This is a genomic window from Thalassospira sp. A40-3 (genome assembly GCF_015871485.1).
Taxonomy (GTDB): domain Bacteria; phylum Pseudomonadota; class Alphaproteobacteria; order Rhodospirillales; family Thalassospiraceae; genus Thalassospira; species Thalassospira tepidiphila.
In genome coordinates, this window is the sequence record NZ_CP065428.1 from 4,158,649 (window position 1) to 4,176,677 (window position 18,029).

Sequence of the window (18,029 nt, forward strand, 5' to 3'; positions counted from 1 at the left end):
TGGATCGAAACACCCCCGATTGATACCCTTGAAAATCGCAATAGTCAAACCGTGATTCGAAAGAACCGGGCAATTTTACAGCCATTGATACGAAAATATCACATCTCGCCCCCGCTAACCGACCGCATTCCGCTGGTCGAAGCCTGGTTTGAGCCAAAATTCCGTGTCCATCGTCATCGGTAATTTTGCATCAAACTGTCTGGGCCTCACGCACGGACTGAAGGAAATCGGCCACTTCCTTGCGCAGGCTGGTCGCGACATTGGCAACCTGATCACAGGCAACGATAACGTGATCGGCGGCCTCGCCAGCATTGTCGGTCGCCTCGCGGATACCGGCAACATTGCCCGAAACCTCGGTCGTGCCTTGCGATGCACGATCAATATTATTGGCAATTTCCGACGTTGCGGCTTCCTGTTCATTGACCGCGGCTGCCAACGAGGACGAGGTCGCGTCAATCTGGCCGATTTTTTCGCCAATCCGCGAAAACGCATCAACCGCGCGTTCTGTCGCGTCCTGCAGATTGCCCATCTGTTCGGAAATTTCGTCGGTTGCGCGCGATGTCTGGGTCGCAAGGTTTTTGACCTCGTTGGCGACGACGGCAAATCCCTTGCCGGCCTCACCAGCACGGGCGGCTTCGATTGTCGCATTAAGCGCCAAAAGATTGGTCTGTTCGGCAATATCGCGGATCAGACCGATCACCTCGCCGATCTTTTCAGCGCCTTCTTTCAGGGCCGTTGCAATGACTTCGGCCTCGCGGGCCTCGTCGGCGGCGGCGGTCGCATTGTCCGACGACGCAGAGATCTGCCGGGAAATCTCAAGGATCGAATTGGCCAGCTGTTCGGTTGCCGATGAAACCGCAGACACATTTTCGGACGCAGATTTGGCGTCATCTGCCACCAGGCGGGCCTTGTCGCGGGTTTTGTTGATGGCCGATGTCATGTCTGAAGACGTGGTGCGCAAACCATCAGTCGACTGGCCGATATCACCCAGCAAGTCGTTGATCCTGGCCTCAAACCGTTCGGCCAGCCGGCTGACTTTTTCGGCACGGGCAAATCGGGCGGCCTGTTCCTTTTCACTTTGGGCGGCCATTTCCCTATTCTCGACAAGGCTGTCGCGGAAAAACTGCACCGATCGGGCCATGGCCCCGACCTCATCCCCGCGCGCGGCCCCGGATACCTTGACCGACAGGTCACCTGCGGTCAGATCACTCATGGTTTTGGTCATGGCGCGGATCGGCGCAGAAATATCGCGACCAACGATGACAACCAATGTGCATGCAAGTGCGATAATGATCAGCAAACCGGCCAATGTGCCATAAAAATAAAGCTGCGCTTCAGAGAGCTTTTGCGCCGAGAGGGTGACCAGGCTTTGGGCAATATGGTCTTCTATCATCTTGTAAATATTAATCTTTACCGTGATGGTCGCAAACCAGTCCGTCCCCGCAATGCCATCGGTGGTTCCGGTTACCGGGTAACTGAGCGCCACATCACGCAGCTTGTTGACCGCAGCAACCGCCGGGTCCTGCATCGCGCGGTCGTAAAATTCCCTGATCTCTGGTGCGGCCATTTCCTCGAACACAGAGAGATAAGCGTTTTGAAGGGTGATCAGCTCGACAAATCGACGATAAAGGTTGGGTTCGAACTTGCCCATGCCAAACCCGGCCGCACCTGTGGCGCGCTCAAGCCCGCCACGTTCCTTAGCCTGCATGAAATCATTAAAGGCCGCGATCGAGCGGACAAGTTCGGGATCGTTGCTGATTGTGCTCATGACATTGACGGTCGAGAGCATGCCGGAAATGATCGAGGTATAGAACCGAACCGCCTCGCCAAGTTCGATATCCAGCGCATAGACCTTGGCACGTGTCTGGGGCACGGTATCAAGCAGCCCGACAAAGACGCCAACCTGCTCTGCCAGACCCGGGTCATAGGCGGAAAGATCAAAGTCGTTTAACGCATTGCGCAAAGACTGGATGCGCGCATCCGACAAGTTGCGCTGATCGGCAAGTTGCGGTCCGAACTGTTCACCTTTGGAGCCGATAAAGCCCGCCGATGCGCCGCGTTCCTTTTGCAATTCGTGTACGGTCGCACCGATCTGAACCGCAAGTTCGGTCAAGCCGCCAATTTTGCCAAGTTCATCCATTTCCCGATAACGGTCGGAAATAATGACGCCGGACAGAACAACAAGTCCCAACAAAGGTGGGATCAGAGAAATCGCAAGTTTCTTGCCAATCTGAATATTCGCAAACATGTAAAGCCCCGTGCATTGTGGAATGCGAGGCCGCCAAATATGCGTTCTTCCAACTCCCGGGGCGCGCAGGTTTTATATTGATACGATATCGTATCAATTGCCTTTTATTGTTGGTGTGGTGACGCGCCTAGACTTTGTGCGGCGCAAAATAATCAGCGCGGCACATTTGGATATTGTAACCCTTGGATTAAATTCAATGGTTACGTTTCAACTTAAAAGGCGTTCAGGAAATCCTGTTTCACGAAGAGCGATGCTGTTCGCGCACAATTTCAAGCATCCGGTTGAGCTGATCCTCGCTCAGGCCGGCGATGCGTTCTGACAGCAGGTTGGCCAGTTCGGTGGCTTGGGGTTCCAGTCCGGCGGTATCGACGGTGATTTTCGGGTGCGAGAGCTGGGCCAGACGTTTGACGTCATCGACCTCGTCCCAGACCAGATTGAAATAACCGCAGATTTGCTGCACCAGCCCGGGGCTGGGCCGCCCGCGATGACCGTGTTCAAGCGCGGACAGATAGGCCGGTGACAACTGCAAGGCGGTTGCCATATCGGTCAGCGTCACGTTGTTGCGCGCACGGAGTTCCCGGATGCGATTGCCAAAAGGTGTCACGGGCGTCTCCGTTTCAACAAGACATAAAAGGCCCCGGCGCCACCGTGCTGGATCTGGGCCTGATGAATGGCAAGGATGCGATTGCGCAGGTTTGGCGCACTCAGCCATTGCGGGGTGCGTTCGCGCAAAAGACCGGTGCGACCATATTCATCCGCGCGCGATCCCTTGCCAGTGATTACGAGAACGCAACGTTTTCCGGCCCGCCAGCTATCCTCGATAAAGGCATTGAGCGCATTATGGGCGACTTCCTGGGTCATGCCATGCAGGTCAATGCGACCGTCAATCGACATCTTGCCCTTTTGGAATTTGTTGGCAGTTGATCGATCAATCCCGTCGGTGACACCGGGTTTCAATTCGGAAAGGTTCTGTTTTTTGATCTTTGGGCCACGGTCAGCATGGCGGGCCGAGGGCAGATTGCGCGCAGCCCGGCTTTGTTCGGACTGTTCAAGTTTTTCTCCAAGATTATCGGGCAAGGTAATCGCGGTATCGCTGGTGTGGATGTCATCATCAGACGCGACTACGTCATCGCCGGCCTTGCGCCTTTTCTTGCGCAAAGGTTTGACGTCACGGGTAAAGACCTCCCACAGGGTCTTTTCGTCATCCGTGACGGTGCGGCGTCGCTTATTTGGTTTCTTCTGACTCATCGACCAAGACAATATGCAAGCGGCGCGGTCCATATACGCAAGGCTTTATCGTCTATTCGATATCACCTGTTTGCAACAGCCCGGTCACCCAAAGGAATGTTCGCGGCATATTGCCGTGTCATTGCTTTTCGCGCAACCGCGCCCGTCGCGCATTTCGCCTTCGCCGCAACAATATGTTTGCAGGAAAAGCAGGCCAGACCGGGAAAGGTAACCCGACGGAGTTGTGTTTCAGGTATCGATGTCGGTCAGATCGACACAGGTGACCCCGTTATTATCAAGATCAAGCATCGCCTTGAGAAACGCACTGTCGAGATTGGTCGAAAGCCCGTGCATCCGGCGGTTTTCAATAAAAAAGCCGTTGGTTTTGAAGCGGTCAAGCTGGGTTTGCAGCCTTGTGATATCGCTTTGCGGCACATCACCACTGATCGCGATATAGAGATAACAGGTGCGATAGGGCTTGAAACCAGTCACATCAGGAATGCTAACTTCGGGATATTCGGCACGGACCTTATCAAGATAATGGCGCAGGATATTGCCCCCGATGGCGATCAGATCGACGCGATCAGCCATCATCATCGGCAACAGAAGCTCTTCACGCGGCACCATAACCAGTTGTTTCGCGCCGCGATCACGAAGATACCCCTCGCGCGCCGATCCCATCAGAACCCCGATCCGGGCATCGCGCAAAAGTGTGTCAAACGCCATCTCCGACCAACCGGTATCGACAAAGCCAAACAGGTTCCAGAAGGTCCGGCTGACCGGACCCACCCATTGGAAGACATCTTCGCGATGATCAATTCGGGTGGTGGGGTAAATCACGTGGCCGACTTCGCGTCCGGCCAATTCCATCTGCCGTTTCCAGGGCATCTGCGGCACGATTTCAACAGCCAAACCGGCCTTGGTAAACAGTTCGATGGCAAGCGTATCGAAGTAGCCTGGCTCCGGCCGGCCAGATGACTGAACCCGCGTACTTTCAGACAGATGGATGATGTAGGTGCCATCAAACGTGGAGTTTTCTGGAGCTTTTTCGTCAGTGAGTGTCTGGGCGCGAAGATTACCTAAAGCCGTGATCAGCGCACAGACCAAAACCAGCATCGCAAGGAGGCGATTGGCGTATTGAGAAACTGTAAGTTCGGAAAACCGCAATGATGGACACCGCCGTTTTCCCATCTTATGCCTCTTGCTTTATAAGCCAGAGCGCGTCTTTGACTTTGGCCTCGATATAGGCGCGGTGAGCAGCAAGTTCTTCGTCGCTGATCACATGCGGCCTTGGTTCCAGCCGGTTGCCCCGCGGGCCCAGAACCCGACGCCCACCGTTATCTTCATCCTGATCACCGTTTAGCGCATTGGGATCAAGCGACAGGCCGTGCTGACGGCCGCCCAGAAGTTCCAGATAGACCTGGGCAAGAAGGTCGGAGTCAAGCAGTGCGCCGTGAAGGGTACGGTTGGAGTTATCGATCTTGAACCGGCGACACAGCGCATCGAGGCTGACCGGGGATCCGGGGAATTTCTTGCGCGCCATCTGAACGGTATCAAGGGCGCGTTCCATGGCAATGCGCGGCTTGTTCAGCCATTCAAGCTCCGCATTGAGGAACTTCATATCAAAGCTGGCATTGTGAATGACCAGAACCGAATCCTCGCCAATGAATTCGATGAACTCATCGGCAACCTCGGCAAAGACCGGCTGGTCTTTGAGGAAGTCATCGCCCAGACCATGAACGTCGAATGCCTCCTTTGGCATCGGGCGCTGGGGATTGATATACTGGTGATACTGCCGCCCGGTGGGCATGTGATTGATCAGTTCGATACAGCCAATTTCAACCAGTCTGTGGTCAGCATAGGGATCAAGGCCGGTGGTCTCGGTATCAAGAACAATCTCACGCATGTAGTCGTTATCCAGTCATCAACTGAGTTGGTCGATAATACCCTGAATATATTGAAAAGTGACGGCACGCCCCAACCCGGTCGGGATGATGAAATCAGCGCGCTTTCGCTTTTCGATATCTGGCATCTGTTTGGACAGAATGGCGGAAAATTTTGTCTCCGTCATCCCTTCTCGCGAAAGAACACGCTGGCGTTGTATGAACCCCGGGGCCGATACAACCGCAACATGATCACAGCGCTTTTCACCGGATGTTTCATATAAAAGCGGGATGTCGAGAACGACCAGCTTGCGCCCCAAACGACGTTGGGCGGCAAGAAACCGGTTTTCGGCTGCGCGCACCAGTGGATGCAGGATGGTTTCAAGCGTTTTTAGAACATCCGGATTGGCAAAGGCGATCTTGCCCAATGCCTGTCGGTCAATCCGGCCATTAACGATCACATCGGGAAAGGCCTTGGTGATCGGGTCAAAGGCAAGGCCATCTGGCGTCATCAATTCATGGGTCGTGGCATCGGCATCATGGACCGGCACACCAAGGTGACGAAACATCGCCGCCGCAGTTGACTTGCCCATACCGATAGAGCCGGTTAACCCAAGAATTTTCATAATAAGATTACCCTTCGGATCTTAATCGGGCGAAAGAACGAAATCGCGCAGTTCCTGGGTGACTTCGGGATCGATCCCGAACCAGCGATGGAAACCCGGTCTTGCCTGATGGAGCAACATGCCAAGCCCATCAACAATCGGATTGCCGCGGGCCTTGGCCTGCACCAGCAAATCGGTCATCAGCGGCGCATAGACAATATCGGTGACAAGGGCAGTTTGCGGCAGACCGGACAGATCGATCTCAAGCTTGGGCTGGCCGACCATGCCAAGGCTTGTGGTATTGACGACAAGCGACGCGTCCTCAAGGGCATCAGGTGCAACCGGCCAGTCAATCACCTTGATCCGCGGGTCCTTGATTTCGTCCGCGACGTCTTCGGCGCGTTTGCGGGTCCGGTTGGCCAGACGAATTTCCGGGCAGCCTTCATCAAGCAAGGCGACCAAAACCGCACGGCACGCCCCGCCTGCCCCCAGCACCACCGCCGGACCGCTGGCAAAGGCGATATCAGGTGCTTCCTGGCGCAGGTTTTCAAGGAAGCCAAACCCGTCGGTATTATCGCCCAAAAGACGACCATCCTTGGCAAAGGTCACGGTATTGACCGCCCCGATGCGACGCGCGCGATCGGACAGTTCATCACATTCGGGCATCGCCATTTCCTTTTGCGGAATGGTGACATTGACCCCGGAAAATCCCAGATTGCGCAAGGAAATCAAGGCGGCCTGAAAGTTTTCCGGCTCCACGGGCAGTGGCATATAACAGCCATCAATGCCGTATTTCGCCAGCCAATAGCCATGCAGGCGCGGCGATTTCGAATGCGATACCGGCCAGCCCATCACGCCGGCAAGGCGCGATGTGCCCGATAGGGTGCGATAAGGATTTCGCGAGGTCATTGCGTGCTGTTTCCTGCCAGATGAGGTTTTGATGCGTTTTTGTGATTATGCCTTTAGAACACCGTGATCGCGCAAGAAGCCAATCAGCGGCAAAAGCGGCATGCCCAGAACGGTGAAGTAATCGCCGCGCACCTCGGTAAACAGCTGCGCACCGAGGCCTTCAAGCTGATAGCCGCCCACACAGTGATAAATCTCTTCGCCGGCGGCATCGAGATATTCTTCGAGCCATTCATCGGTGAAGTTGCGCACGGTCAGATGGGCGGTATCAATCGTGCCCCAGATGCGCGAGCCTTCCTTATATATAACAGCGGCCGAGACCAGCTTGTGACTTTTGCCCCGCAGAGCCAGAAGCTGTGCCCGGGTATTGTCACGGTCCATCGGCTTGTCAAACCAGATGCCATTGCATTCCAGCATCTGATCAGCGGCAATCACAATCGCATCGGGTTGCTGGCGATACATGCGCAGCGCCTTCATTTCGGCCAGGGTTTCCGCGGCCTCGGCCGCCGTCGCACCCTCGGCCTTCATCGCCTGTTTATAGCCATCCTCGTCAATCATCGAGGCGACGGCTTCGCAATTGACACCAGCATTGGTCAGCATGGCATGGCGGGCCTTGCTGCTGGATGCGAGAATAAGACGATGGGTGCTGGGCATATGTTTATCCTGTTGGTGCAGCTTAATGACCGCGGCGGTCATACATGGTCGATAAAATGATGGCGGCGGTTTCTTCGATGGATCGGCGGGTCACATTAATGATCTTCCAGCCGCGTTCGGTAAAGTATCGCCGTGCCTGATGAACCTCATCACGGACTGCGACCGGATCAACGTAATCGCCGCCCTCGCCGCGTTCGATCTGGCGCAGGCGGTTTTTACGGATCGAGACCAGCTGATCAACATCCTTGATCAGGCCAACCACCAGCGGTTTTTTGAGCTGATCAAGTTCCGGCGGCAACGGGCAGCCCGGTACAAAGGGAATATTGGCAGTCTTGATGCCGCGATTGGCCAGATAAACCGATGTCGGGGTTTTGGACGTGCGCGAGACACCAACAATCACCACATCGGCGTCTTCCAGATCCCAGCCCGATTGCCCGTCATCATGGGTCAAGGTGTAATCGATCGCCTCGATCCGGTTGAAATATTCCTCGTCCATTTTATGGAGCGCACCGGTCCGGCCGTGCGATTGCTGCCCCAGATAACCGGCCATCATGGTCACCGTATTATCAAGCACGTGGCTGTGCGGGACCTGCAGGCGGCGACAGCCTTCTTCGAGCTTGCGGCGGATGTCGCTGTCAAAGACGGTGTAAAGAACGATGCCGGGATTGCGTTCGATATCGGCCAAGACACGCGCCAGCTGGGCATCGGTCCGGATCAGTGACCAGACATGTTCATGGGCACGCACATCGGGAAATTGCGCAACACAGGCGCGCGCAATGCCATCGACCGTCTCGCCGGTTGAGTCCGAGACCAGATGAAGATGGAAAATTTTGTCCGTCCCGACCATGCCTGTCCGTTTCTTTGGTCAATTTTTGATCACCAAGAGGAATCTTATCCACTTTTTGCCGACCAAACGATTTTTCTAACTTTATTCAAACAACGTTACGGCTGTTCAAAATACCGATCACTAACCGGATGGATAAGAGTTTTATCGCAACCCGAAGTTAGCGGATCGGAGTCGGCCCTGTGGATAAATGTGGATAACGGGTGCGACTCCGGTCCGATTTTTTCCACAGGAATTATCCTCCCGCTCATACAAAGTTTCTCAAGTGCTCTGTCCCGAGCGGGATAAGTGCCAAATTTTTCCCGTAATAACAGGGATAAGAATGCAAAAACCAGACTTATTCACCTTATCCCCATTATTCAAAAACGTCTTTTCCCAAGGCAGAGTCCGGGAGTCGTTCGGAGTCGTACACAGTTTTCCCCAAGGCCGGTTGAGATGAATCATTTTTCCCGAGTCGGAATGTGAATAAACTGTGCGTGAAATTTAATCCCTGTTATCCACAGGGAACCACTCACAAACAACATCCTTTTTTATTAAATAAGGTTTTGTTAGGCAGAACGTGGAAAACGTCTTGGCAAAGGCCCCAGGGCACATTTCACGAAATAACAAAGCCGGTTCTGACAGGTGGCCGAACGCCATGTGTCAGGCCAAAGATCAAAAAAGCGATCGGGACAGAGAAACAGGAAACCAGATGCCTAACACCCAAAAGACCTTCTTGCGTGCCCTTGCCGGTGAAACTCTTCCGGTACCGCCGATCTGGCTGATGCGCCAAGCTGGCCGCTATTTGCCAGAATACCGCGCAACCCGCGCAGAAGCAGGCTCTTTCCTTGATCTTTGCTATAATCCTGATCTTGCTTGCGAAGTTACGTTGCAGCCGCTGCGGCGCTTTGACTTCGATGCGGCAATATTGTTCTCCGATATCCTCGTTATACCGCAGGCACTTGGACAGCATTTGGCCTTCAAGCAGGGAGAAGGTCCACAGCTTGAGGCCATCCGCGATGCTTCAGGCCTGGGCAAGCTTTCAGTTGAAGGCATTCATGACACGCTTGGTCCGATCTATGAGACGGTTTCAAAGCTTTCACACGCCATTCCATCGAGCACAGCACTGATCGGCTTTGCCGGTGCGCCCTGGACCGTTGCGACCTACATGGTCGAGGGCAAGGGTTCCAAGGACTTCCCGAATATCCGCCGCTTTGCCTATGGCGATCCCGATGGCTTTGCCAAACTGATCGACATTCTGGTCGAGGCAACCACGCAATATTTGCTGAAACAGGTTGAGGCTGGCGCAGAATGCATTCAGCTGTTTGAAACCTGGGGCGGGGTTCTGTCCGAGACCGGCTTTAATCGCTGGGTGATCGAGCCGACCAAACAGATCGTTGCCAATTTGCGCGCCGTCCACCCGGATCTGCCGATAATCGGCTTCCCGCGCGGCTGTGGCTTGCATCTGGTTGATTTCAAACAGAAAACCGGTGTGACCGCGGTGGGCCTTGATAGTGGGGTGAAACTCGACTGGGTGGCGGAAAACCTTCAGAAACTGGGGCCCGTGCAGGGCAATCTGGATCCGATGTTGCTGATCACCGGTGGCGATCCGATGTTTGATGAAACCAAACGCATCCTTGATACGCTGGGCAAGGGGCCGTTCATCTTTAACCTTGGCCATGGCATCACGCCGGAAACCCCGCCGGAACATGTTGGCCAGCTGGTGAACTTCATTCGGGATTACAAAGGGTAAATGTCGGCAATTGCTGCATTTTATTTTGTGATTTTTGAAATCAATCAAATCGATTGAAAAATTCAATGCGTATGATGGGCGTTGCCTGTTGCGCTTGGGTCCGGTTTGACCAAAATAGGCGCCGGAGCGCGACGGGTTTACATCATTCCCGGTTTGTCGGGAACCGGTCCAGACACGATCTGACATGAAGGATAACCAAATGTCCGAGACGACGCGCAAGAAACGCGCCATTGTTCTTTTCAATCTGGGGGGGCCGGACAGTCCGGCAGCTGTTGAGCCGTTTCTGTTCAACCTGTTTAACGATCCGGCGATCATCAGCCTGCCCAATCCGTTCCGCTTTTTGCTGGCAAAGCTGATTTCACGTCGCCGCGCACCGATCGCGCGCGAGATTTATGATCATATCGGCGGCAAATCGCCGCTTCTGGAACTGACCCAGGAGCAGGCAGATGCGCTTCAGATTGCACTGAATGCCGAAGATGACGGCTATGAAAACCGTTGCTTTATCGCCATGCGCTATTGGAAACCGTTTGCCGATGATACCGCGGCCGAGGTCAAGGCATGGGGCGCGGATGAACAGATCCTGCTTCCGCTTTATCCGCAGTTTTCAACCACCACCAGCGGATCGTCGGTCAAGGACTGGAAACGGGCCTGTGCCAAGGTTGGCCTGACATCCCCGATCAAAACCGCATGCTGCTATCCGACCAATCCGGGCTTTGTCGAAGCATCGGCCGAGATGATCAAGGCGGGCTACGAGCGCGCCCTGGCCAAGGCCACCGAACTTGGCATTGATAAGCCGCGCATCCTGTTTTCCGCCCATGGTGTGCCCAAAGCCGTGATTACCAAGCGCGGTGATCCCTATCAGTCGCAGATCGAGAAAACATCGGCCGCCGTGGTCGAGAAAATGGCGATCAAAGGATTGGACTGGAACGTTTGTTATCAAAGCCGGGTCGGCCCGATGGAATGGATTGGCCCATCGACCGAGGACGAGATCGCGCGTGCTGGCAAGGAAAACAAGGGCATCGTCGTGGTGCCGATTGCCTTTGTCACCGAGCATTCGGAAACCCTGGTCGAGCTTGATATCGAATATGGTGAACTGGCGCATGAAAAACACGTGCCGATTTATGAGCGCGTGCGCACGGTCTGTTCCCATCCGAAGTTTATTGCCGGACTTGTTTCGGTTGTAAAACAAACTCAAGACGAGCTCGATGAAAAAGGCCCGGATGACTACACGGTCGAAACGCGCGGCTGGTGGTGCCCGGATGAACATTCCTGTGCGGTCGCCAAGCAGCCCTCGCTGAAACCTGCCGGGGCCTGAATTGGCCTAAAGCGCGACGCGCTTTAGATCACAGTTATAACGCCAATCGGGCCGGTTCTGTTTTTGGATCGGCCTGATTGCTGTTATGGTCGGAAAAATTCAAAAAATTCCCGCTTGCGCGGGCTTTAACCTGCCGACCCTGACCGTCACATCCAGAGAAGAGAGAGATGGATAGCTACAGCATTATCAAATCCCTGCATGTCATTAGCGTGATCGCCTGGATGGCGGGTCTTCTTTATCTGCCAAGGCTTTATGTCTATCACTGCGAAGTCGCTCCGGGCTCGGAAGCCAGCGAGAAGTTCAAGGTGATGGAGCGCCGTCTTTTGCGCGCCATCATGAACCCGGCAATGATCGCGACCTGGATTTTTGGCGGCTATCTGATCCATGCAGCCGGTGTCATGACCGAAGGCTGGTTCCACGTCAAACTGCTGTGTGTGGTTCTGATGACCATCGCGCACATGATGATGGCGCGTTACCGCCGGGCGTTCGAGGCGGATGCCAATATGAAATCGCAGAAATTCTATCGTATTTTCAATGAAGTACCGACGATCCTGATGATCATTGTCGTCTTCATGGTGATCGCCCGTCCCTTCTGATCGGATCTGTTTGACGGCCCATCAGTAAAAACGTTTCGATTTTAAAATAAAAAGGCCGCCAAACTGGCGGCCTTTATTGTGTCATCGTTTTGGTATCGAACCAAAAGCCGATGGATGGGGTCAATCAGGCGTTGCCAGCCGGCTGACCTTCCATCTTGGATGCGAATTTCTTGCGGAAAAGATCAGCAAAATCAATCTGCTGCATCATCAGCGGCGGGAAGCCACCATCTGCGGTCAGGTCTGCGACGATCTTGCGGACATACGGGAACAACAGTCGCGGAACTTCGATCATCAGAACCGGCAGGCGGTGTTCGTCAGAAACATTCAGCGTCACAACGCAGCCATACTGCAGTTCGGCAATGAAGGCCACCTTGTCGCCAACGTCGGCTTTGACGTTGATCTTGATGGTGACTTCGTGAAGTTTCTGGTCCTGGGTGGTGCGGGCCTCAACATCAACATCGATATTGATTTTCGGCTGCTGCTGCAGGGCAACGCTTTCCGGCGCGTTCGGGTTTTCGAACGACAGATCCTTGATGTACTGGGTGTGGATCGTGATCGGATTTGCGGCCGGCTGCTGCTTCTGTTCTGCTGCGCCTTCTGCACCGGTGGTATTCTCGGCCATTAAAGTCTAGCTCCCTTAGAGGTCATTTCGTCTTGATCAGAAAAAAGCTTTCGGCTTGAAGGCTTTGCCTTGGCTGAAATGCTTATTACTGACGCCGCCCCGTTGCGGCAGATAAATTGGACTTGTTGGCCTAGCACGTCTGGCCTGCACGGGCAAGCCAATCAGAGCGGGTCAAAGCCCTTATCAAAGCCCGCGTTTCCGGGGGTTTGGTTGTCCTGATTCTTGCCAAAGGCCTTTGAATCAAAGAAGGCTGACCGGGGGTGTCGGCCAACCTTCTGATTTTGTGATTTTCGGATGAATTCAGCGCGTCTCGTCACGCGGGGGCAGATTGCGCGGTGTTTCGGGATTGTCGCCCGGATCGTTGCTGCTATCGGTGTCGTTTGACGGATCGTTCGGGCTGACATCTTCGAAATCGCCATCAATGATCGGCCCGGCACCGCGCGGCCGTGTTCCGCTAGGTCCACCGGTGCCATGTCCGCCGGGTCCATTCGGTCCGCGCCCGTTTGGTCCGCCTTGCGCACCGCTGGAATAGGTCGCACCGCGGAAGTTTGTCCGGATATTGCCCGACTGGACCAGCTTCATGATGACCTTGGCCCCGATCAGCTGGCGCAGCGGCGGGACAAGCAACAGGAAGCCAAAGGTATCTGTGACAAAGCCAGGCGTCAGCAACAAGACACCAGCGATCAGAATGCAAATGCCGTCAAACAGGGCGCCAATGGGCATTTCGCCCTGATCCATCTGGCTTTGTGCCTTGGCCAGGGTTTGCAACCCCTGGGCACGCATCAGGGACGTGCCGATGATGGCTGTTAGAACAACCACGCCAATGGTCGGCCATAGCCCGATCAGTTCGCCGGCCTGAATGAAGACCGCGATTTCGATGATTGGCATGGCGACGAATATCGCGAGAAAGTAAAAGCCCATTGTTTCTCCGTTTACTGGCGATCGATTGCCTGTATGCGCCGCAAATGTCGTATTATCACATGCATTTTACGGCCAAAGCTGATGTCTTGCTGAAACTATTGCAGAAAACAACTTGGTTTTCAGCGATTTCTCATTAATCTGCACACTTAAGTTCGTTGGTTAGTTGGTGGGAACGCTAATGTGACAACGCGACAAAAATGCGGCAGATCGTCATCTTGGCCTTGCCCCGGCGCATATCGCATCGGTGAAGGGTGAAGATGATCACATCTTGCCGGGTAATCGGCAGTTGCCCTTGCATTTGGTTAAGTTCATACCATCTCTCCACCACGGTTGTGATATACAGACAACCAGTTTGAAACCATTAGGATCACGAGACCGTCTTGCAGTATTTCGATATATTCTTATTCGCTCTGATTGCGGTTTTCCTTGTGCTGCGTTTGCGTGGCGTGCTTGGCCGTCGCACCGGCAATGAAAAGCAGGGGCCGTCCGATATCTTTGGCCGTCAGACTCATGACAATGAAGGCCAGAAAGACGCCGCAGCTCAGACCGATAATGTTTATCGCCTGCCGGACTCCGGTAACGATCAGGATGCGGCAGATGTTCCTTCGGGCACGTTTGCAACCCTGCAGGAGATCCAGAAGCACGATCCGAACTTCACCCAGCAGGACTTCCTGAATGGCGCGCGCATGGCGTTCGAAATGATCGTCGAATACTTTGCCAAGGGCGACAAGGATGGCCTGAACCCGTTGCTTTCGGCCGAGGTTTACAAGAACTTTGCCGCTGCAATCGATGCCCGCGCTGAAAAGGGCGAGCACGAGGAAACCACCCTGGTCGGTATCAAGAGCGCGTCCATCCATGACGCCAGCCTTGAAGGCCGCACCGCCTATGTCACGGTCAAGTTCGTGTCCGAGGAAGTCTCGGTCATTCGCAATGCCGAGGGCGATGTTGTGGATGGCGACCCCAACAAGGTGGTCGAGGCCGAAGACCTTTGGACATTCGCGCGCAACATCGAAAGCCGCGATCCGAACTGGCAGCTGGTTGCGACCGAAACCCCGGAAGAAGAAACCGCCGATTAACGCGGGTTTCGCAAAGACCAAACATATCAAAGGCGATCCGATAAACCGGGTCGCCTTTTTTCATGTCCGCATGGTAACGAGCCCGCGCAATTATCGGCTTGTTAAGCATGTCAGGGGCAAAATCGGGTTTTCGTAGAACCGTTGCAAAAACGGTGACGTTCGAATTGGCTAATTACGGGTTTCCATCTTGAAAAGACGACTGGTTTTATCGCGCAGCCTGTCCCTTGTTTCTGTGCTGGTCGGTGCGGCTGCCGCCCTGATCTGGATGTTTTGGCCACAAATCACCGGACAGATCGAACCCCCTGCCGAGGTGGAAGACAAACTGACCCTGCGTCCGGCGACTTTCGCCGATCTTGATGGCTGGCAGACCGATGATATGCGCGGCACTGTGCGGGCCTTTGCCCGGTCGTGCCAGGCGATGCTAAGACGCAGTGATGACAAACCCGTCGGGCCTGATCCGCGCATGGGGACCATCGGCCAGTGGCGCGATCGTTGCGAAACCGCGGTTTCCCTTGATGTTGAGAGCCTTCGCAAGGAAGACGCGCGTGCGTTCTTTGAAAGCGGTTTCAGACCCTATCTCAGTGCCAATCGCGATACGGCCGAGGGCCTTTTTACCGGCTATTACGAGCCGGAATTGCAAGGCCAGCTGACCCGTGGCGGGGCATATCAGACGCCGCTTTATCTTAAGCCCAATGACATGGTCTCGATCGATCTTGGCGATTTCCGCGAGGATCTGAAAGGCACCAAGCTGGTCGGGCGGATCGTGGGTGATGCCATCAAACCCTATTACGACCGCGAAGCGATCGAGGAAGGGGCGTTATCGGACCGCGATCTTGAACTGGTGTGGGTCGATGATGCGGTGGATGCCTTTTTCCTGCAAATTCAGGGGTCTGGTCGGGTAGTACTGCCCGATGAAAGTGTGCTTCGGGTGGGCTATGCCGCGACCAACGGCCATCCTTATTTTGCCATCGGGCGGGAATTGATTGCGCGCGGGGTGCTGACGCGCGAAACCGTATCGCTGCAGTCGATCCGCAAATGGCTGCATGACAATCCGGGCGAAGCCGATGCGGTGATGAATACCAACGCATCTTACGTGTTTTTCCAGCCGCTGAAGGTTGATCCGAACGACCCCGAAGCAGGCCCGCTGGGATCACAGGGCGTGCCGTTGGAACCGGGCCGGTCATTGGCGGTGGATCGCAGGTTCCACGCCATGGGGGTGCCGGTCTGGCTTGAAACCAGCGATCCGATGAATGCCGACCGTACATTCCGCCGCCTGATGGTGGCCCAGGATACCGGTGGGGCCATTCGCGGGCCGGTGCGCGGTGACATCTTCTTTGGCCCGGGCGAGGACGCGGCCCTTTATGCCGGCCACATGAACCGGCAGGGCCGCAAATATGTCCTGTTGCCCAACAGCATCGATCCGGCAAACTGGCAGGATGCGGATGCTCAGACAGGGGGCACTTCATGATCCGTCATATTGTGTTGCTACAGATCCCAAGCCATATCGCGCAAAGCGACATCGACACCATGATCGGCGAACTTGAAAAAGTTGCCTTTTCAGTGCCGGGCGCATTGGCCTTTAGCGGCGGACCAAAGATGACCGGAAGCGGCCTTAGTCAGGGATTTACCCATGCCATCACCATTGATTTTACTGATCTGGCCGCACGCGACACCTATGTCCGCGGCCTTGATCAGGACTGGATCGGCATTCGATTGTCGGAAATGACCGAAGGCGGCCTTGGCGGTATTCTTGCCATAAGCGTCAATGTTGATGACATCCATACGCCTGACAAGGGATCGGACAAGAAGCCGGAATTACGCTGGATCTGAACTAGATCACGTCAAATGATCTTATAATTAAGATCAAAATACCGACCAAGATCAAAGAGGCGATCTAAATTTCGTTTTTTGGACATTTCGGCGCAGGGACCTGAAACAGGGACAGCGCAAAGAAAAACACCGGACGGCAAGGCCATCCGGTGTTGATCGATTTTGGGACGTCGTTGGTGCCTGACTTACTGTGCGGCAACGATGCCTTCATTGCCGGCATCCGATTTGCCGCAACCACCTGCGTCACCGTTGCCACCAACGCGTGATTTGCGCTGACGCTGGCTTTCGGATTTGAGCTGACCACAGGCGGCCAGAATATCACGGCCGCGCGGCCAGCGGATCGGCGCTTCGTAGCCGTTATCAAGCAGGATTTGCGCGAACTTCTTGATATCGTTGGTCGGCGTGCATTCGTAATCCGAACCCGGCCATTTGTTGAACGGGATCAGGTTGAACTTGCAGTGAACGCCTTTGACCAGCTTGGCCAGCGCGCGCGCATGTTCCGGTTTGTCGTTCACGCCTTTCAGCATGACATATTCCATGGTGATCGGACGGGCATTGGACATGCCCGGATAGTTCCGACACGCATCCATCAGTTCTTTGAGCGGGTATTTCTTGTTGATCGGCATGATTTCGTTGCGCAGATCATCATCAGGCGCATGCAGCGAGATCGCCAGACCAACGCCAAGGTCTTCGCCACAGCGCACGATTTCCGGTACCACGCCCGAGGTCGAAAGCGTGATCCGGCGGCGCGAGATCGAAATACCTTCGCCGTCCATGGCAATGCGCAGGGCATCGCGAACGTTTTCATAGTTAAACAGCGGCTCTCCCATGCCCATCATGACGATGTTGGACAGGCGGCGGATGCCATTGGCCGGGGTCGGCCATTCGCCGTAGCTATCGCGTGCGACCATGAACTGGCTGACGATTTCACCCGGTGTCAGGTTACGCACCAGAAGCTGGGTACCGGTGTGGCAGAATTTGCAGGTCAGCGTACAGCCCACCTGAGATGAAATGCAGACAGCGCCGCGATCTTCGTTGCGATCGGGGATATAGACCGTCTCGGCCTCGTTGCCGTCATGGAACTTCATCAGCCATTTGTGGGTGTCGTCAGTGCTTTTCTGATCTGCTGTCAGAACCGGACGCCCGACATAGAAATCCTGAGCCAGGCGATCGCGCAGCTTTTTGGAAATGTTGGTCATGTCCTCGATGTCGGTGACACCGCGGTTATAGATCCAGTTCCAAAGCTGTTTGACGCGGAACTTGCTTTCGCCCATGCCAGCCATGAGTTCGGTCAGTTCTTCGCGGGTGATGCCGACCAGATCACGACGCCCGTCGGCAGCCTGCCCATTGGCGGCGCGCGAAACGAAGTCGGACAGCGACGGCCCATCCTGCTTGGCAGGGGCATTGGTCTGGGGTGCGTTTTCGGTCAGGACGTCGGTCATCCCGGGCTCTCTCTTTGTCTGGTGGTCTGGTTATTGCGTCGTCAGGCCGTTTACGTGCGGCATTTCGGGTTTTCCGATGCGGCGGACTATACCAGAAAAAATGCCAGATGGCTTGGGCGCATAAATAC

18 protein-coding genes are annotated in these 18,029 nt (G+C 54.9%); 6 read left to right on the forward strand and 12 right to left on the reverse strand.

Annotated elements, in window-relative coordinates; translation table 11 throughout:
* Positions 1-190: 190 nt before the first annotated feature.
* From IT893_RS19185 to IT893_RS19225, 9 genes are all read right to left on the reverse strand, one after another.
* Entirely contained in the window at positions 191-2,248 is a 2,058-nt protein-coding gene (locus IT893_RS19185; protein WP_197146325.1) for a methyl-accepting chemotaxis protein, read from the reverse strand.
* A gap of 238 nt (positions 2,249-2,486) precedes the next feature.
* Positions 2,487-2,852, reverse strand: a complete 366-nt coding sequence (locus IT893_RS19190) for a helix-turn-helix domain-containing protein (protein WP_008888763.1) — start codon at positions 2,850-2,852, stop codon at positions 2,487-2,489.
* The gene (locus tag IT893_RS19195) at positions 2,849-3,496 is read right to left on the reverse strand and encodes a Smr/MutS family protein (protein WP_063086289.1); all 648 of its coding nucleotides are present in this window, start codon (positions 3,494-3,496) and stop codon (positions 2,849-2,851) included. The genes IT893_RS19190 and IT893_RS19195 overlap by 4 nt, the downstream gene beginning before the upstream one ends.
* A 228-nt stretch (positions 3,497-3,724) precedes the next feature.
* Positions 3,725-4,642, reverse strand: a complete 918-nt coding sequence (locus IT893_RS19200; RefSeq protein ID WP_252724010.1) for a transporter substrate-binding domain-containing protein — start codon at positions 4,640-4,642, stop codon at positions 3,725-3,727.
* Between the two features lie 25 nt (positions 4,643-4,667).
* Entirely contained in the window at positions 4,668-5,381 is a 714-nt protein-coding gene (gene dnaQ / locus IT893_RS19205) for a DNA polymerase III subunit epsilon (RefSeq protein ID WP_197146327.1), read from the reverse strand.
* A gap of 18 nt (positions 5,382-5,399) precedes the next feature.
* Positions 5,400-5,984, reverse strand: a complete 585-nt coding sequence (gene coaE, locus IT893_RS19210) for a dephospho-CoA kinase (RefSeq protein WP_197146328.1) — start codon at positions 5,982-5,984, stop codon at positions 5,400-5,402.
* Positions 5,985-6,005: 21 nt separating this feature from the next.
* Entirely contained in the window at positions 6,006-6,872 is an 867-nt protein-coding gene (locus IT893_RS19215) for a shikimate dehydrogenase (protein WP_197146329.1), read from the reverse strand.
* 45 nt (positions 6,873-6,917) lie between these two features.
* A complete protein-coding gene (locus IT893_RS19220) occupies positions 6,918-7,523 on the reverse strand; it encodes a nucleoside triphosphate pyrophosphatase (protein ID WP_063086279.1) in 606 nt (201 codons plus the stop codon).
* Positions 7,524-7,545: 22 nt separating this feature from the next.
* Positions 7,546-8,370, reverse strand: a complete 825-nt coding sequence (locus tag IT893_RS19225; protein WP_008888770.1) for a pyruvate, water dikinase regulatory protein — start codon at positions 8,368-8,370, stop codon at positions 7,546-7,548.
* A gap of 688 nt (positions 8,371-9,058) precedes the next feature.
* On the opposite strand from IT893_RS19225, the gene hemE reads away from it, so the two are divergent.
* The 3 genes from hemE (at position 9,059) to hemJ (ending at position 12,010) form a co-directional block, all read left to right on the forward strand.
* Entirely contained in the window at positions 9,059-10,099 is a 1,041-nt protein-coding gene (gene hemE, locus IT893_RS19230) for a uroporphyrinogen decarboxylase (RefSeq protein WP_197146330.1), read from the forward strand.
* Between the two features lie 199 nt (positions 10,100-10,298).
* A complete protein-coding gene (gene hemH / locus IT893_RS19235) occupies positions 10,299-11,414 on the forward strand; it encodes a ferrochelatase (RefSeq protein ID WP_197146331.1) in 1,116 nt (371 codons plus the stop codon).
* A gap of 167 nt (positions 11,415-11,581) precedes the next feature.
* Positions 11,582-12,010: a protoporphyrinogen oxidase HemJ gene (gene hemJ / locus IT893_RS19240; protein WP_197146332.1), complete on the forward strand. Its 429-nt coding sequence runs from the start codon at positions 11,582-11,584 to the stop codon at positions 12,008-12,010.
* Positions 12,011-12,134: 124 nt separating this feature from the next.
* Here the strand turns inward: hemJ and secB are convergent, their stop codons facing one another.
* Both secB and IT893_RS19250 read right to left on the reverse strand, forming a co-directional pair.
* Positions 12,135-12,632, reverse strand: coding sequence for a protein-export chaperone SecB (gene secB / locus IT893_RS19245; protein ID WP_008888774.1), 498 nt, complete (start codon positions 12,630-12,632; stop codon positions 12,135-12,137).
* 300 nt (positions 12,633-12,932) lie between these two features.
* On the reverse strand, positions 12,933-13,553 hold the full coding sequence (locus IT893_RS19250) for an FxsA family protein (RefSeq protein ID WP_197146333.1): 621 nt from the start codon (positions 13,551-13,553) through the stop codon (positions 12,933-12,935).
* Positions 13,554-13,933: 380 nt separating this feature from the next.
* On the opposite strand from IT893_RS19250, the gene IT893_RS19255 reads away from it, so the two are divergent.
* From IT893_RS19255 to IT893_RS19265, 3 genes are all read left to right on the forward strand, one after another.
* The gene (locus IT893_RS19255; protein ID WP_008888776.1) at positions 13,934-14,629 is read left to right on the forward strand and encodes a Tim44/TimA family putative adaptor protein; all 696 of its coding nucleotides are present in this window, start codon (positions 13,934-13,936) and stop codon (positions 14,627-14,629) included.
* 187 nt (positions 14,630-14,816) lie between these two features.
* The gene (locus tag IT893_RS19260) at positions 14,817-16,097 is read left to right on the forward strand and encodes a murein transglycosylase A (protein ID WP_197146334.1); all 1,281 of its coding nucleotides are present in this window, start codon (positions 14,817-14,819) and stop codon (positions 16,095-16,097) included.
* On the forward strand, positions 16,094-16,459 hold the full coding sequence (locus IT893_RS19265) for a Dabb family protein (protein WP_120223867.1): 366 nt from the start codon (positions 16,094-16,096) through the stop codon (positions 16,457-16,459). The genes IT893_RS19260 and IT893_RS19265 overlap by 4 nt, the downstream gene beginning before the upstream one ends.
* 185 nt (positions 16,460-16,644) lie before the next feature.
* Here the strand turns inward: IT893_RS19265 and rlmN are convergent, their stop codons facing one another.
* Entirely contained in the window at positions 16,645-17,901 is a 1,257-nt protein-coding gene (gene rlmN, locus IT893_RS19270; protein WP_120223866.1) for a 23S rRNA (adenine(2503)-C(2))-methyltransferase RlmN, read from the reverse strand.
* Between the last annotated feature and the right edge of the window lie 128 nt (positions 17,902-18,029).

Coding starts and splice junctions, on each gene's coding strand:
- dnaQ (WP_197146327.1), bottom strand. CDS start 5,381: ATGCGTGAGATTGTTCTTGATACCGAGACCACCGGCCTTGATCCCTAT.
- IT893_RS19225 (WP_008888770.1), bottom strand. CDS start 8,370: ATGGTCGGGACGGACAAAATTTTCCATCTTCATCTGGTCTCGGACTCA.
- hemH (WP_197146331.1), top strand. CDS start 10,299: ATGTCCGAGACGACGCGCAAGAAACGCGCCATTGTTCTTTTCAATCTG.
- IT893_RS19265 (WP_120223867.1), top strand. CDS start 16,094: ATGATCCGTCATATTGTGTTGCTACAGATCCCAAGCCATATCGCGCAA.
- IT893_RS19185 (WP_197146325.1), bottom strand. CDS start 2,248: ATGTTTGCGAATATTCAGATTGGCAAGAAACTTGCGATTTCTCTGATC.
- coaE (WP_197146328.1), bottom strand. CDS start 5,984: ATGAAAATTCTTGGGTTAACCGGCTCTATCGGTATGGGCAAGTCAACT.
- IT893_RS19215 (WP_197146329.1), bottom strand. CDS start 6,872: ATGACCTCGCGAAATCCTTATCGCACCCTATCGGGCACATCGCGCCTT.
- rlmN (WP_120223866.1), bottom strand. CDS start 17,901: ATGACCGACGTCCTGACCGAAAACGCACCCCAGACCAATGCCCCTGCC.
- IT893_RS19220 (WP_063086279.1), bottom strand. CDS start 7,523: ATGCCCAGCACCCATCGTCTTATTCTCGCATCCAGCAGCAAGGCCCGC.
- IT893_RS19250 (WP_197146333.1), bottom strand. CDS start 13,553: ATGGGCTTTTACTTTCTCGCGATATTCGTCGCCATGCCAATCATCGAA.
- secB (WP_008888774.1), bottom strand. CDS start 12,632: ATGGCCGAGAATACCACCGGTGCAGAAGGCGCAGCAGAACAGAAGCAG.
- hemE (WP_197146330.1), top strand. CDS start 9,059: ATGCCTAACACCCAAAAGACCTTCTTGCGTGCCCTTGCCGGTGAAACT.
- IT893_RS19195 (WP_063086289.1), bottom strand. CDS start 3,496: ATGAGTCAGAAGAAACCAAATAAGCGACGCCGCACCGTCACGGATGAC.
- hemJ (WP_197146332.1), top strand. CDS start 11,582: ATGGATAGCTACAGCATTATCAAATCCCTGCATGTCATTAGCGTGATC.